The 14,989-nt window shown below is 73.1% G+C and carries 13 protein-coding genes; 6 read left to right on the top strand and 7 right to left on the bottom strand.

Features of this window, described 5'->3' with window-relative positions:
- Positions 1-81: 81 nt before the first annotated feature.
- The 3 genes from Q5694_RS15170 (at position 82) to Q5694_RS15160 (ending at position 3,326) form a co-directional block, all read left to right on the top strand.
- The gene (locus Q5694_RS15170; RefSeq protein WP_333933465.1) at positions 82-1,131 is read left to right on the top strand and encodes a LacI family DNA-binding transcriptional regulator; all 1,050 of its coding nucleotides are present in this window, start codon (positions 82-84) and stop codon (positions 1,129-1,131) included.
- 256 nt (positions 1,132-1,387) lie between these two features.
- Positions 1,388-2,314 carry an amidohydrolase family protein gene (locus Q5694_RS15165; protein ID WP_333933464.1) on the top strand — a complete coding sequence of 309 codons (927 nt, stop codon included), beginning with the start codon at positions 1,388-1,390 and terminating at the stop codon, positions 2,312-2,314.
- 208 nt (positions 2,315-2,522) lie between these two features.
- Positions 2,523-3,326: a sugar phosphate isomerase/epimerase family protein gene (locus tag Q5694_RS15160; RefSeq protein ID WP_333933463.1), complete on the top strand. Its 804-nt coding sequence runs from the start codon at positions 2,523-2,525 to the stop codon at positions 3,324-3,326.
- A 282-nt stretch (positions 3,327-3,608) separates the two neighbouring features.
- Here Q5694_RS15160 and rbsD read toward each other — a convergent pair whose 3' ends face one another.
- The 5 genes from rbsD to Q5694_RS15135 all read right to left on the bottom strand — a co-directional run bounded on the left by rbsD (position 3,609) and on the right by Q5694_RS15135 (position 9,478).
- Complete coding sequence (gene rbsD, locus Q5694_RS15155; protein ID WP_333933462.1) at positions 3,609-3,998, bottom strand: D-ribose pyranase; 390 nt, start codon at positions 3,996-3,998, stop codon at positions 3,609-3,611.
- Positions 3,995-4,909: a ribokinase gene (locus tag Q5694_RS15150; protein ID WP_333933461.1), complete on the bottom strand. Its 915-nt coding sequence runs from the start codon at positions 4,907-4,909 to the stop codon at positions 3,995-3,997. The genes rbsD and Q5694_RS15150 overlap by 4 nt, the downstream gene beginning before the upstream one ends.
- 75 nt (positions 4,910-4,984) lie before the next feature.
- Positions 4,985-6,931, bottom strand: a complete 1,947-nt coding sequence (locus tag Q5694_RS15145) for an ABC transporter permease/substrate-binding protein (RefSeq protein ID WP_333933459.1) — start codon at positions 6,929-6,931, stop codon at positions 4,985-4,987.
- Positions 6,921-8,462: a sugar ABC transporter ATP-binding protein gene (locus Q5694_RS15140; protein ID WP_333933458.1), complete on the bottom strand. Its 1,542-nt coding sequence runs from the start codon at positions 8,460-8,462 to the stop codon at positions 6,921-6,923. The genes Q5694_RS15145 and Q5694_RS15140 overlap by 11 nt, the downstream gene beginning before the upstream one ends.
- Positions 8,459-9,478: a LacI family DNA-binding transcriptional regulator gene (locus tag Q5694_RS15135; protein ID WP_333933457.1), complete on the bottom strand. Its 1,020-nt coding sequence runs from the start codon at positions 9,476-9,478 to the stop codon at positions 8,459-8,461. Before Q5694_RS15135 ends, Q5694_RS15140 begins: the two co-directional genes overlap by 4 nt.
- A 329-nt stretch (positions 9,479-9,807) precedes the next feature.
- Here Q5694_RS15135 and Q5694_RS15130 point away from each other — a divergent pair, with 329 nt between their 5' ends.
- On the top strand, positions 9,808-10,455 hold the full coding sequence (locus Q5694_RS15130; protein WP_333933456.1) for a dihydrofolate reductase family protein: 648 nt from the start codon (positions 9,808-9,810) through the stop codon (positions 10,453-10,455).
- Positions 10,456-10,485: 30 nt separating this feature from the next.
- Here Q5694_RS15130 and Q5694_RS15125 read toward each other — a convergent pair whose 3' ends face one another.
- Complete coding sequence (locus tag Q5694_RS15125) at positions 10,486-11,289, bottom strand: MBL fold metallo-hydrolase (protein WP_333933455.1); 804 nt, start codon at positions 11,287-11,289, stop codon at positions 10,486-10,488.
- An 86-nt stretch (positions 11,290-11,375) separates the two neighbouring features.
- Between Q5694_RS15125 and Q5694_RS15120 the strand changes: the two genes are divergently transcribed.
- Positions 11,376-11,972 (top strand): CGNR zinc finger domain-containing protein, encoded by a 597-nt coding sequence (locus Q5694_RS15120; protein WP_333933454.1) that lies wholly within the window; start codon positions 11,376-11,378, stop codon positions 11,970-11,972.
- A 52-nt stretch (positions 11,973-12,024) separates the two neighbouring features.
- Here Q5694_RS15120 and Q5694_RS15115 read toward each other — a convergent pair whose 3' ends face one another.
- Positions 12,025-12,195 carry a hypothetical protein gene (locus Q5694_RS15115; RefSeq protein ID WP_333933453.1) on the bottom strand — a complete coding sequence of 57 codons (171 nt, stop codon included), beginning with the start codon at positions 12,193-12,195 and terminating at the stop codon, positions 12,025-12,027.
- A gap of 401 nt (positions 12,196-12,596) precedes the next feature.
- Here Q5694_RS15115 and recD2 point away from each other — a divergent pair, with 401 nt between their 5' ends.
- The gene (gene recD2, locus Q5694_RS15110; protein ID WP_333933452.1) at positions 12,597-14,876 is read left to right on the top strand and encodes an SF1B family DNA helicase RecD2; all 2,280 of its coding nucleotides are present in this window, start codon (positions 12,597-12,599) and stop codon (positions 14,874-14,876) included.
- Positions 14,877-14,989 lie beyond the last annotated feature (113 nt).

Below are 14,989 nucleotides of genomic sequence, written 5' to 3'. Positions count from 1 at the left end.
GGGCTTAAGGTCTGCTTCGAACCACGGCCACGGGTGTGGGTGTGGAGGAGGGCACACGATGCGCGACCGGAGGACGACGAGATGACGGTGACCCTGGCGGACGTGGCGGCCCGCGCGCAGGTCTCGCCCGCGACGGTGTCGCGCGTGCTGAACGGGAACTACCCCGTGGCCGCCTCCACCCGGGAGCGGGTGCTCAAGGCCGTCGACGAACTGGACTACGTGCTCAACGGGCCCGCCAGCGCTCTGGCCGCCGCCACCTCCGACCTGGTCGGCATCCTGGTCAACGACATCGCCGACCCCTTCTTCGGCATCATGGCCGGCGCCATCCAGGCCGAGATCGGCGGCCCGGGCGGCCGCGCGGGCGGGGAGCGGCTCGCGGTGGTCTGCAACACCGGCGGCTCCCCGGAGCGCGAGCTGACCTACCTCACGCTGCTGCAGCGGCAGCGGGCGGCGGCCGTCGTGCTCACCGGCGGGGCCATCGAGGACCCGGCGCACCGGGCGGCCATGGACGCGAAGGTCCGCAAACTGATCGACGCCGGGACGCGGGTCGTGCTGTGCGGGCGCCCGCCGGCGCCGGACACCGGGGCGATCGCGCTGACCTTCGACAACCGCGGGGGTGGCCAGGAGCTGACCGAGCACCTGATCGGGCTCGGCCACCGGCGGCTGGGCTACATCGCCGGACCGCAGGAACGGACCACGACCCGGCACCGGCTGGAGGGGCACCGGGCCGCGCTGGCCGCGCACGGCATCGAGGAGGACCCCCGCTGGACCGTGCACGGGCGCTACGACCGGCGCTCCGGTTACGAGGCGACGCTGGAGCTGCTGCGCCGCGACCCGTCCCTGACGGCGGTCGTCGCGGCGAACGACTCCGTCGCGCTGGGCGCGTGCGCGGCGCTGCGCGACTCGGGGCTGCGGATCCCCGAGGACGTGTCCGTGGCCGGCTTCGACGACCTGCCGTTCAGCATCGACGCGGTGCCGTCGCTGACGACGGTACGGCTGCCGCTGGCCGAGGCGGGCGCCAGGGCCGGGCGCGTCGCGATGGGCCGCGAGGAGGCCCCGCCCGGCGGGATCGCCTCGGTGCGCGGGGAGTTGATGGTCCGGGGCTCCTCCGGAGTGCCGCGCACGTCGTGAGACGGCCTCGTCCCCGAACGCCGGACGGGCTGAGTCGGGGCGGGCTGCCGCGGAGCCTTCGGGCCGAACGGCCTCGTCCGCGTGCGCCGGGCCGCCCGGGGAGCCTTCGGGCCGAACGGCCTGGTCCGCGTCCGCCCGACGGGCCGAGGGGCGGGCCGCCGCGCCGGTCCGCCGTCACCGGTGTGTGATGCACGCCTCAGGCCCTTCCCCGTGCAAGGGATCGTCCTTCCCCCCGGCCAGGGGTGATCGTGAGGGCATGGCGGAAACGCACGGCGGGAGCGGCGGCTCCGAAGAGGCCCTGGAGGTGCGGGCCTTCCGGCAGCGGCTCGGCGTACCCGGGCTCGTCGACGTCCACACCCATTTCATGCCCGAGCGCGTCCTGCGCAAGGTCTGGGACTACTTCGCCGCCAACGGGCCGCTGGTCGGCGGTCTGGAGTGGCCGATCACCTACCGGCGCGAGGAGGCGGAACGGATCGCCCTGCTGCGGGAGTTCGGGGTCCGGGCGTTCACCGCGATGCTCTACCCGCACAAACCCGGCATGGCCCGGTGGCTGAACGGCTGGGCCGCCGACTTCGCACGGCGCACGCCCGACTGCCTGCACACCGCCACCCTCTACCCCGACCCGGACGTCGAGGCGTACGTCCAGGAGGCCGTCGAAGCGGGCGCGCGCGTGTTCAAGGCGCATGTGCAGGTCGGTGCCTACGACCCGGCCGACGAACGCCTGCACCGGGCGTGGGGCCTGCTCGCCGAGGCGCGCGTCCCCGTGGTGATGCACTGCGGCTCCGGCCCGGCACCCGGCAAGCACACCGGCCCCGGGCCCGTGGCCCGGGTGCTCGCCCGGCACCCGCGGCTGCGGCTGATCGTCGCCCACATGGGCATGCCCGAGTACGAGGACTTCCTCGACCTGGCCGAGCGCCACGACGAGGTCCGGCTGGACACCACCATGTCGTTCACCGACTTCACCGAGCGGCTCGCCCCGTTCCCGCGCCGGGCCCTGCCCCGGCTCGCCGCACTCGGCGACCGCGTCCTGCTCGGCTCCGACTTCCCCAACATCCCCTACCCCTACCTGCACCAGCTGCACGCGCTGGAACGGCTGGGGCTCGGCACGCAGTGGCTGCGCGCCGTGTGCCACGACAACGCGGCGGACCTGTTCGGGCTGGGCAGCGGGCCGAGGGGGGCGTGACGGCGCCCACTACGAGGCGCTGGTCGCCAGGCTCGGCGCCGACCGGGCCCAGGAGCACGACCCGCCACGGTTTCCTCCTGATCGCCGGAAAGCCGCACCACTCCTTCGGGCACGACCTGACCGGCCGGGACCGGCGACTGGATCTGTCCGCAACACCCGGGGGGCGGAGGGGAATCGTGGGCGGGGGTGGCGGGTAGGGTCCGTCCACATGAAGCTCGCGTTCTCCACCCTCGGTGTCCCCGGCCTGCCGCTGCCCGACGTCCTGCGGCTCGCGACCACTCACGGCTACCACGGAGTGGAGCTGCGCACCCACCCCGAGGAGCCGGTGCACATCGGCCTCGACGAGGACCGGCGGGCCGAGGTGGCCGCCGGGTTCAAGGGGGCGGGCGTGGAGCTCCTCGGCCTGGCCGGCTACGTGCGCGTCGCCGCCCCCGGCGACGACGGCCCCGTCCTGGCCGAGACCAGGGCCCTGCTCGACCTGGCCCGCGATCTCGGCGCCCCGTACGTACGGGTCCTCCCGGGGGCCGATCCGGACGCCGGGACGCCCGAGGAGGCCGACGCGACGGCCGCGCGCCGCCTGGGCACGGCCGCCGAGTACGCCGCGGACCTCGGCGTGCGCATCCTTCTGGAGACCCACGACTCCCACCGCACCGCCGCCGACGCGATGCGCGTCCTCGGCCTCGTCGGCCACCGGCAGGTCGGTGCCGTGTGGGACGTCATGCACACCTGGCTCGGCGGGGAGCAGCCCTCCGAGTCGTACATGGCCCTCGCCCCGCATCTCGGCTACGTCCAGGTCAAGGACATCGCCTCCGCCGACGACCCCACCCCGCTGCCCCTCGGCCAGGGCGTCCTCCCGCTGGCCGACTGCGTCGAGGTCCTCTCCCGCCACGGCTGGGACGGCTGGCTGTGCTGGGAGTACGAGAAGCGCTGGCACGAGGACGCGACGCCGCTCCCCGAGCTCCTGGAAGCGGGCCGCGACCACCTGAACCGCCTCCTGAACGACGCGGCCTGAGGCACCCGGCGGCGCCCCGCCAGGTGCCGCCGCACAGCCCCCGCCCCGCAGGTCCGGGCCGGCGCGATGGCCCCCGTGGTCCCCGGTGGAACCCGGCGAGAAGAATCTTCGCTCCGCCGTGCAACCCTCCGCCGCCTCCGCGGGTCGTACGTGGTGTCAGGGCTTCCGGGGGGATTCCGGGGGGATCGAGGAGGTTCCTGACGGGAGGGGAAACGCCGAGGGGACCCGGTCGACGGACCGGGTCCCCTCGAAACGTCTCCGGGCTCCACGACGCGCGCGGCCTCAGAAGAACACGCCGCAGCGCAGCAGGACGTTCGCGTACGGACGTGCCTCGCCCGTGCGGACGATCAGCCGGGCCCGGGACGACAACTCCTTGAGGCGTTCGTGCGCGACGAGGTCCAGCGTGGGGAAATGCCCCTCCAGCAGTGCCGCCGCCCCCGGATTCGCCCGCCGGACCTCCTGCGCGGCCGTCGCCCCCTCGACCACCAGCTCCGCCAGCAGCCCCTCCAGCACCTCCGCGAACGCCGGCACCCCGGCCCGGAACGCCAGGTCCACCACCCGCGGGCCGTCGGGGATCGGCATGCCCGCGTCGCACACCAGCACCCCGTCGCCGTGGCCCAGCGCGGCCAGCGCGCCCGCGAGGTGGCGGTTGAGTATCCCGCCCTTCTTCACGCCGCCCCGCCCCGCGCCGCGATCTCCGCCGCCGTCGGGAAGGACGCCTGCGCGCCCTCCTTCAGCACCGTCGCCGCCCCGACCCGCGCCGCGTACGCCGCCGCGTCCGCGAGGGACTCGCCCGCGCCGAGCCGGTAGGCCAGCGCGGCCGTGAAGGCGTCCCCGGCTCCGGTCGTGTCCACGGCCTCCACCCGCACGGACGGCACCCGCGCCACCCCCTCCGCCGACGCCACCAGGGCGCCCTGTGCGCCGAGCGTCACCACCACCGACCGCGGGCCCTTCGCCAGCAGGATCCGCGCCCAGTCCTCGGGGGCGTCCCCGACGGCCGCACCGCCCAGGATCACCTTCGCCTCGTGCTCGTTGACGATCAGCGGGTCGCAGGCCGCCAGCACCTCCTGGGGAAGGGGCCGCGGCGGCGAGGGGTTGAGCACGAAACGGCTCCCCGGAGCCAGGTTCCGCACGACCTCCACCACCGACTCCAGCGGGATCTCCAGCTGCGCCGAGACGACCCGGGAACCCTGGAACAGGCATGCGGCGGCCCGCACGTCCTCGGGCGTCAGGCGGCCGTTCGCGCCCGGGGAGACGACGATGCTGTTGTCCCCGGACGGGTCGACGGTGATCAGTGCGACGCCCGTCGGAGCCCCGCCCACCAGGACCCCCACCGTGTCGACCCCGGCCCGGCGCTGCGAGTCGAGCAGCAGCCGGCCGTGCGCGTCGTCGCCGACCCGGGCCAGCAGGGCCGTACGGGCGCCGAGCCGGGCGGCGGCGACCGCCTGGTTCGCGCCCTTGCCGCCCGGGTGGACGGCCAGGTCGGAGCCGAGCACGGTCTCGCCGGCACCGGGCCGGCGCTCCACTCCGATCACCAGGTCGGCGTTGGCCGACCCCACGACCAGCAGGTCGTAGTCGTACATGTGTCGTCTCCCCATGTGAGTGACATGGGCGGGCGGTCGCGCACGCCGTGTGCGACCGCCCGCCGTTCCCGGCCGTCAGCCGCTGAAGCCGGCCACGTTCTCCTTCGTGACCACCTTCACCGGCACCTTCACCGTCTGCTCGACCTTCTTGTCCTGGAGCGCCTTCAGGGCGTTGTCGACGGCGATCCTCCCGAGCTGGGACGGCTGCTGCGCCACCGACGCGTACAGCGTGCCGCCCTCGACCGCCTTCAGTCCGTCAGGCGTGCCGTCGAAGCCCACCACGGAGACCGACGTGCCGGCCCTGGACCCCAGTGCCTTGACCGCGCCCAGGGCCATCTCGTCGTTCGCGGCGATGACGCCCTGCACGTCCGGGTGGGCCTGGAGCAGGTTCGACATCACGTCGAGGCCCTTGGTGCGGTCGAAGTCGGCGGGCTGCTGGGCGACGACCTCGATCCCGGGGAACGCCTTCAAACCGTCGGCGAAGCCCTGGGCGCGCTCGCGGGCGGCGGAGGTGCCCGCCTGGCCCTGCAGGATCACGATCTTGCCCTTGCCGCCCAGCTTGTCCGCGATCGTCTTCGCGGCGAGTTCACCGCCGGCGACGTTGTCGGAGGCGACCAGGGTGTCGACCGCCGCGTCGTTGACGGTGCGGTCCACGGCGACGACCGGGATGTCCGCCTTGCCGGCGGCCTTCACGGAGTTGCTCGCCGCGTCGGAGTCCACCGGGTTGACGATGATCGCGTCCAGCCGGGAACCGGTGAAGTTCTGCAACTGGTTGGCCTGCTGCGAGGCGTCGTTCTGGGCGTCCGTGACGGTCAGGTCGATGCCGCGCCTCTCCGCCTCGGCCTGGGCGCCCGCCCGGATCTGCACGAAGAAGGGGTTGTTGAGCGTGGACAGCGACAGGCCCACCTTCGGCTTGTCCGAGGAGGAGCCGTTGTGCAGGAACGAGGTGGCGCCGACGATCGCGACCGTGACCACGGCCGCCAGCGCGTACGTCGCCGCCTGCCTGCCCTTGGGGCCGCCGGCCCCGGCCGCCACCGGGGTCGCCCCCGCCTTGCGCCGCAGCGTGTCGAACAGCACCGCCAGCGCGATGACGACACCGATGACGACCTGCTGCCAGAACGCCGAGACGTTCAGCAGGTTCAGTCCGTTGCGCAGCACCGCCAGGATCAGCGCGCCGACGAGGGTCCCGGACGCCTTGCCCGTACCGCCGGCCAGCGAGGCGCCGCCGATGACGACCGCGGCGATCGCGTCCAGCTCGTAGCCGTCGGCGGCCTGGGGCTGCGCGGAGGAGAGGCGGGCGGCCAGGACCACACCGGCGACGGCGGCGAAGACACCCGAGAAGGCGTAGATGGCGAGCTTCTGCCGCTTCACGCGCAGGCCGGACAGCCGGGCGGCCTCCTCGTTGCCGCCGATCGCGTACATGGAACGGCCGATGTAGGTCTGGCCGAGCACGAACGCGGCGATCAGGCCCATCACGATCATCACCAGGACCGGCACCGGCAGCCAGCCGCCGAGGGTGTCGCCGAGGTGGGAGACCGAGTCGGGGAAGGCGATCGGGGAGCCCTCGGAGATGACCAGGGACAGGCCGCGGGCCACGGACAGCATGGCGAGCGTGGCGATGAACGGCGGCAGCTTGCCGTAGGAGATCAGGACGCCGTTGACCAGGCCGCAGACGATGCCCGTCGCTATGGCCAGCAGGACGGCGAGGAAGACCGGCACGCCCGCCGAGGTGGCGCTCCAGGCGAGCACCGTGGCCGACAGCGCGGCGACCGAGCCGACCGACAGGTCGATGCCCGCCGAGACGATCACGAACGTCACGCCGAAGGCGAGGACGGCGGTCACGGCCGCCTGGACGCCGACGTTGAGGAGGTTGTCCGCCGTCAGGAAGTCGCCGGACAGCGCCGACATCGCGATGACGAGGACGATGAGCGCGGTGAGCGCGCCGTTGTCGAGCAGGAGGCGGCGCAGGCCCCCCGGGGCGCCACCCGCGCCCGTCGTGCTCTTGAGCGTGTCAGTGGCCACCGGAGGCCTCCGTTCCGGTCGTGGTCGGGTTCGTGGTCGTCGTGGGGGTGCTGACGGCGAGGGCCATCACGGCGTCCTGGGTCGCCTCGTCGGCGGTGAGTTCACCGGCGATCCGCCCCTGGGCCATCACCAGCACCCGGTCGCTCATGCCGAGCACCTCGGGCAGGTCGCTGGAGATCATCAGGACGGCCGCGCCGGCCGCGGTCAGTTCGTTGACGAGCTGGTAGATCTCGACCTTGGCGCCGACGTCGATGCCGCGGGTCGGCTCGTCGAGGATCAGCACCTTCGTGTCGGCGAGCAGCCACTTGCCGATGACGACCTTCTGCTGGTTGCCGCCGGAGAGCGTGCGCACCTGCTGGCCGAGGCCCGCCATCCGCACGCCCAGCTGCCCGGCGATCCGCTCGGCGGCCGCGTGCTGCCCCTTGAGGTCGACCAGCCCCGCGCGCGTGGCCGACCGCAGGGTCACCAGCCCCAGGTTCTCCTCGACGGAGGCGTCCAGCACCAGGCCCTGGCCCTTGCGGTCCTCGGGGACGAGGCCGATGCCGGCGTTCATCGCCGCGTTCACGTCGTGCTTGGCGACCGGCACGCCGGCCACCTTCACACTGCCCTCGTCGTACGAGTCGGCCCCGAAGACCGCCCGGACGACCTCCGTGCGCCCGGCGCCGACCAGGCCGGCGATGCCGACGACCTCCCCGGCGTGCACCTCGAAGCCGACGTCGTGGAAGACGCCGTCGCGGGTGAGCCCCTCGACGGTCAGCAGCGCGGGGCCGCGGCCGGCCCGCTCGCGCGGGTACTGCTGCTCGATGGAACGTCCCACCATGAGCCGGACGAGTTCGTCCTCGGGCGTGGAGGCGGGCACCTGGCCGACGCTCCTGCCGTCCCGGATGACGGTGACCCGGTCGCCGAGCGCGGCGATCTCCTCCAGGTGGTGCGTGATGAAGACGATCCCCACACCGTCCTCGCGCAGGGTGCGCACGATCGCGAACAGCGTGTCCACCTCCTCCGAGGTGAGCACCGCCGTCGGCTCGTCCATGACCAGCACGCGCGCGTCCAGGCTGAGCGCCTTGGCGATCTCCACCATCTGCAGGCGTGCGATGCCCAGTTCGCGGACCCGGGCGCGCGGCGAGACGTCCACGCCGACCCGCTGGAGCAGGACCTCGGCGTCGGCCTCCATCCGCTTGCGGTCGATCATGCCGAGGCGGCGCGGCTGGCGGCCCAGGAAGATGTTCTCGGCGACGGTGAGATCCGGGACCAGGTTGAACTCCTGGTAGATGGTGGCGATCCCGAGCCGCTCGGAGTCCTGCGCACCCTGGATGCGCGTCTCCTCGCCGCCGACCAGGATCCGTCCGGCGTCGGGGGTGTAGGCACCGGAGAGCATCTTGATCAGGGTGCTCTTGCCGGCGCCGTTCTCACCGAGCAGCACGTGCACCTCGCCCCGGCGCAGGTCGAAGTCGACGCCGTCCAGCGCCACCACGCCCGGGAAGGTCTTGCGTATGCCCTCGATGCGCAGCAACTCGTCCGCGTTGCTCACGACGTGCTCCTTTGCACTGGGGTGGGGTTCTCGCCGCACGAGCGGCGCACGACGAGACGGGCGGGGAGGGTGACGGACTCCCCGGCCCGTCCCTCGATGCGGTCGACCAGGGCCCGCACGGCGGCCCGGCCCAGCTCGCCCGTCGGCTGGGCGATCGCCGTGATCGGCGGATCGGTGTGCACGAACCACGGGATGTCGTCGAACGCGGCCAGCGCGAGGTCGTCCGGCACGCGCAGACCGCGCGCGCGTACGGCGTCCAGGGCGCCGAGCGCCATCAGGTTGTCGGCCGCGAAGACGACCTCGGGCGGCTCGGCCAGGTCGAGGAAGCCCTCGGTGACCCGCCGTCCGCTCTCGGCCTGGAAGTCGCCCTGCCCCGTGTAGGCGTCGGGCAGGTCGAGTCCGTGGGCGGCCAGCGCCTCACGGAAGGCCTCCACGCGCTCCTGGCCCGTCGTGGTCGCCGCCGGGCCCGCGATGATCGCCAGCCGCCGGTGCCCGAGCCCGTGCAGGTGCGCCACGAGGTCCCGCACGGCGGTCCGTCCGTCGGCCCGGACGACCGGCACGTCCACGCCGGGGATCCAGCGGTCGACGAACACCATGGGCGTCCCGGCCCGCGCGGCGTCCAGCATCAGCGGGGAGCCGCCGTCGGTGGGGGAGACCAGCAGACCGTCGATCCGGCGGTCCAGCAGGGTGCGGACGTGGTGGTCCTGGAGGTCGGGCCGCTCGTCGGCGTTGCCGATGATCACGCTGTAGCCGAGTGCGCGGGCCTCCTCCTCGACGGAGCGGGCCAGCTCCGTGAAGTACGGGTTCAGCACGTCGCTGATGACCAGGCCGAGGGTGCGGGTCTGGTCGGTGCGCAGGGAGCGGGCGACGGCGTTCGGGCGGTAGCCCAGGGTCTCGACGGCGGCCAGCACGCGGGTGCGTGCGTCGGCACTGACCGACGGGTGGTCGTTCAGGACGCGCGAGACCGTGGCGACGGAGACACCGGCCTCGGCAGCGACGTCCTTGATGCTGGCCACCGCCGCTCCACCTCCTCGTGGATCAGTGGGGAAGCACCTCGCGGTGCTCGTGGAACCGATTACATCGACGGATGCATGGAATCGATTACACGGCCGGGAGGCAAGACCCCTCGGACACCTCTTGACCGGATCGTGATGTCGCGGGGCCGGCGGGTCCGGCTCAGGGTGGAGGTGCGGGCATCGTGCCGGAGGCCGGTGCGACCGCGGCGGGCCGGGCCACCGGACCCGGGGCCGGGGGCCCGGGCGGCCGGTGAGATCCGCGTCCCGGGCCGCCGATGAGTTTCACGGGCGCCGGCGGTCCACCCGTCGTCGACCACAGGAGGAGCGCTGTGTCCCAGTTGCTGCGCGTGCAGAACTTCAACGTCTCGAGCGACGGCTTCGGAGCCGGGGAGAACCAGAGCCTGGAGAGGCCCTTCGGCCATGCCGACCCGGGGAAGATGTTCGCCTGGGCCCTGGCCACGGCGAGCTGGCCCAACCGCACCGACCCGGGCGGCAGCCGCGGCCTCGACGACTACATGGTGCGCGACTTCCACCACGGCATCGGCGCAGAGATCATGGGCCGGAACAAGTTCGGCCCGCAGCGCGGCCCGTGGCAGGACCACGAGTGGCGGGGCTGGTGGGGCGACGAACCCCCCTTCCACACCCCGGTGTTCGTCATGACCCACCACGAGCGGCCCTCGTTCACGCTCTCCGACACCACGTTCCACTTCGTCGCGGGCGAACCGGCCGAAGTCCTCCGGCAGGCACGCGAGGCGGCAGGGGGCAAGGACGTCCGGCTCGGCGGCGGGGCGGGGATCGTCCGGGAGTTCCTGGACGCCGACCTGGTGGACACCCTGCACGTGGCGGTCTCCCCGGACATCGTCCTCGGGGCCGGCTCGCGGCTGTGGGAGTCCCCCGAGGAGCTGCTCGACCGCTTCCACTGCGACGTGGTGCCGAGCCCCAGCGGGGTCGTGCATCACCTCTTCTGGCGCAGGTGACGGCCCGCCGCGGGTCCTCGCCGCGGGCGGTCAGGCGTCCTTGCCCCAGTCCAGGCGGCCGGCCAGCCCGGCGGCGGTGAAGGCGGCTGCCAGGTCCTCGCGACCCTCGGTGAAGTGGGCCCAGCTGTCGTAGTGGACGGGGACGACACGGCGGGCGCCGAGGATGCGCGCGGCCTCCGCGGCCATGGCGCTGTCCAGCACGATGACCCGGTTGTCGAAGAGGACGGGGAAGCGGGGCGCGCCGGCGAAGAGGACGGCGGTGTCGACGGGCCCGAAGCGCCCGGCGATCTCGCGGACCGCGTCGAGGGAGGCGTTGTCGCCGCTGACGTAGACGGTGGGCAGGCCCTCACCGGTCAGTACGAAGCCGACGACCTGGCCGGTGACCGCCTCGACCTCCTCGCGTGGGCCGGGGCCGTGCAGGGCCGGGACACCGGTGACGGTCACGGTGCCGCCCCCGGGCCGGTCCAGCTCGACGGACTCCCAGTCGGCCAGGCCCCTGACCCGGTCGCCCAGGGACTCGCCCAGACGCTTGCCGCCGCCGGGCGTGGTCAGGGTCAGCGGGACGCCGCCGAGCAGGGCGCGGCCGGAGGTGTCCAGGTTGTCGGGGTGCTCGTCGTGCGAGAGGAGCACCACGTCGACGCGGCCGAGGTCGTCGGGGGAGGCGGCGGAGGGTGCCGTCTTGGTGAGGAAACGGGCGTCCCCCCGGGGGTAGTCGCCGGGGGCGTCGAAGGTGGGGTCGGTCAGGAAGCGCAGGCCGCCGTACTCGAAGAGGGCGGTGGGGCCGCCGAGGACGCGCACGGGGAGGCCGCCGGTGGACGCGGACGTGGAGGACATGCAGCACCTCACGGATAGTCATGGTGGAACCGTGAGAAGACCGTAGCCCTTTCTCATGGATGACGGCAAGCCTTACCATGAGAAGCATGGAGGAGCCCGTGACCGAGCAGCCCGTCCCGCCGCCCGCGCAGGGCGAGGGGGAGCACTTGTCCCTCGCCCTCGCCAACAGCGCGATGGCGCTGCCCGGCGGGCACACGATCGACCTCCTGGGCTCGCCCGCGCAGGCCGACCACTGGCTCACCGAGCGCGGCCTCGCTCCGGTCGACGCCGGGATGCGGGAGATGTGCGCGGCGCAGCTGCGCTCGCTGCGCGAGCAGGTCAGATCGCTGTTCGCCGCCCGGGCCGAGGGCCTGCCGGCCCTCCCCGCGGCCGTCGACGCGGTCAACGACGCGATGACCCGTGTGCCGACGGCCCCCCTGCTGCGGTGGGACGACAGGACCGGCCCCTACCGCACCGCCCCGCACCCCACGACCGCGATCGTCGACCTCGCCGTCGCGACGCTCGCCGCCGACGCCGCCGACCTGCTCACGTCCCCCGCGGCGGAACGCCTCACGGCCTGCGGCTCCCCGCCCTGCAACCGTTTCCTGCTCCGCCACGGCCGCCGTCAGTGGTGCTCCACCCGCTGCGGCGACCGCGCCCGGGCGGCCCGGGCCTACGCCCGCAGGACCGGCGCCGAATCCTGAGCGGCGCGGGCGGCGCCGCTCATCGGCACGCCCCGCCGTGCGCGGCCCGTCCTCACCGCCGCAGGCTGTAGCTCACCAGGGACGCCCCGACGACCGTGCCGAACGCCGGCACCAGGAGCTGGGCGAAGGCGTCCCAGCCCCACGCGATTCCCGCGCACGCCGCCATGACGCAGACGGCCAGGGAAAGGATCCACAGGGCGACGCTCTGGGACTGGGGTGACATCGTTCCTCGTCGCATTCGGGGCCGGGGGCCGTGGAATGAACAGGCCCGTCTCCGGACCCGGACAACGGTGGAATTCAGGGCCGGGGGTGCGCACCGGAACAGAGCGGACTTCACCGGTGAGGCCGAGTCGCCTGTTCCGCACGGCCCGAGGAGCAGACCGCACCGCGGTGCGCGCGCGCCGGGAGCCGCCCGGGCGGCCTTTCGGCTGACGCCCGCATTCTTCCACGCGTGAAGATCCAGGAAGACCCTCCATTGATGCTTGAACCGTAAAGCTTCGGTTCCTCTTGTGAATCCGCCGTGAAAGCGCGCGCAGTTCCCCGTCGGCCCGGACGCTTTGTGGCGGGGTGCCTTTCCGGCCCGCGCCCGCCTCCGCTGTCGTACCCGGGCGGTACCGTCGGATCATGACCGATCAGGCGGGGGCCGCCCAGGCGGGCGAGCGGCGACTGGCCACGCTGGAGGGCGTGCTGGAGCGCATCACGTACGCCAACGAGGAGAACGGCTACACGGTCGCCCGGGTCGACACCGGCAGGGGCGGCGGCGACCTGCTCACGGTCGTCGGCGCGCTGCTCGGCGCCCAGGTCGGCGAGTCCCTGCGCATGGAGGGCCGCTGGGGCTCCCACCCCCAGTACGGCAAGCAGTTCCACGTGGAGAACTACACGACGGTCCTGCCGGCCACCGTCCAGGGCATCCGCCGCTACCTCGGCTCGGGCCTGGTGAAGGGCATCGGCCCGGTCTTCGCCGACCGCATCACCCAGCACTTCGGCATGGACACCCTGAAGATCATCGAGGAGGAGCCCAAGCGGCTCATCGAGGTCCCGGGCCTCGGCCCCAAGCGCACGAAGAGGATCGCCGACGCCTGGGAGGAGCAGAAGGCCATCAAGGAGGTCATGCTCTTCCTCCAGACGGTCGAGGTGTCCACGTCCATCGCCGTGCGCATCTACAAGAAGTACGGCGACGCCTCCATCTCCGTGGTGAAGAACCAGCCCTACCGGCTCGCCTCCGACGTGTGGGGCATCGGCTTCCTCACCGCCGACAAGATCGCCCGGTCCGTCGGCATCCCGCACGACAGCCCCGAGCGGGTCAAGGCGGGCCTGCAGTACGCCCTGTCGCAGTCCGCCGACCAGGGCCACTGCTACCTGCCCGAGGAGCAGCTGATCAAGGACGCGGTCAAGCTGCTCCAGGTCGACACGGGCCTGGTCATCGAGTGCCTGGCCGAGCTGTCCGAGCCCGCGCAGGACGGCGAGGACCCCGGCGTCGTGCGCGAGAAGGTGCCGGGCCCGGACGGCGGGGAGCCCGTCACCGCCATCTACCTCGTCCCGTTCCACCGCGCCGAACTCTCCCTGTCCGCCCAGCTGCTGCGTCTGCTGCGCACCGGCGAGGACCGGATGCCGGGATTCGCCTCCGTCGCCTGGGACAAGGCCCTGACCTGGCTGAAGGGGCGTACGGGCACCGATCTCGCGCCCGAGCAGGAGGCCGCGGTCCGGCTGGCCCTCACCGAGAAGGTCGCCGTGCTGACCGGTGGTCCGGGCTGCGGCAAGTCCTTCACCGTCCGCTCGATCGTGGAGCTGGCCCGGGCCAAGAAGGCCAAGGTCGTGCTCGCCGCCCCGACCGGCCGGGCCGCCAAGCGCCTGTCCGAGCTGACCGGCGCCGAGGCCTCCACGGTCCACCGCCTGCTGGAACTCAAGCCCGGCGGCGACGCGGCCTACGACCGCGACCGCCCGCTGGACGCCGACCTGGTGGTGGTCGACGAGGCGTCCATGCTCGACCTGCTCCTGGCCAACAAGCTGGTGAAGGCCGTGCCGCCCGGGGCGCACCTGCTGTTCGTCGGGGACGTGGACCAGCTCCCCAGCGTCGGCGCGGGCGAGGTCCTGCGCGATCTGCTGGCCGACGGCAGCCCGATCCCCGCCGTCCGCCTCACCCGGGTCTTCCGCCAGGCACAGCAGTCCGGGGTGGTGACCAACGCCCACCGCATCAACGCCGGGCAGCACCCCGTCACCGACGGCATGAAGGACTTCTTCCTCTTCGTCGAGGACGACACGGAGGAGGCGGGGCGGCTCACCGTGGACGTGGCCGCGCGCCGCATCCCGGCCAGGTTCGGGCTGGACCCGCGCCGGGACGTGCAGGTCCTCGCGCCCATGCACCGCGGCCCGGCGGGCGCCGGCACGCTCAACGGCCTGCTCCAGCAGGCCGTCACCCCGGGCCGCCCGGACGTGCCCGAGAAGAGATTCGGCGGCCGGGTGTTCCGCGTCGGCGACAAGGTCACCCAGATTCGCAACAATTACGAGAAGGGCACCAACGGTGTCTTCAACGGCACCGTGGGCGTGGTCACCTCGCTCGACCCGGTCGACCAGCGCCTGACGGTGCTCACGGACGAGGACGAGGAAGTCGCCTACGAGTTCGACGAGCTCGACGAGCTGGCCCACGCCTACGCCGTGACGATCCACCGCTCCCAGGGCAGCGAGTACCCGGCGGTCGTCATCCCGGTCACCACGGGGGCCTGGATGATGCTCCAGCGCAACCTGCTCTACACGGCGGTCACGCGGGCCAAGCGGCTGGTCGTCCTCGTCGGTTCGCGCAAGGCGATCGGCCAGGCGGTGCGCACGGTCTCGGCGGGTCGGAGGTGCACGGCACTCGACTTCCGGCTCGGTTCCGCAAAAAATGATCGATCAAATGAGTCGTGAAGGTCACAAGCCACTTCCGGAAGGGGATCACAGGGGGCAGGATGGGCAAGTTGGCGGCACTCAGTGCCGTCAGTAGGCCCGATGGTCGACCCCGAGTGCACTCTCCTGAGCCG

Source organism: Streptomyces sp. AHA2 (assembly GCF_036857595.1).
Lineage (GTDB): Bacteria > Actinomycetota > Actinomycetes > Streptomycetales > Streptomycetaceae > Streptomyces.
This window is presented reverse-complemented; position numbering and strand designations above follow the sequence as displayed.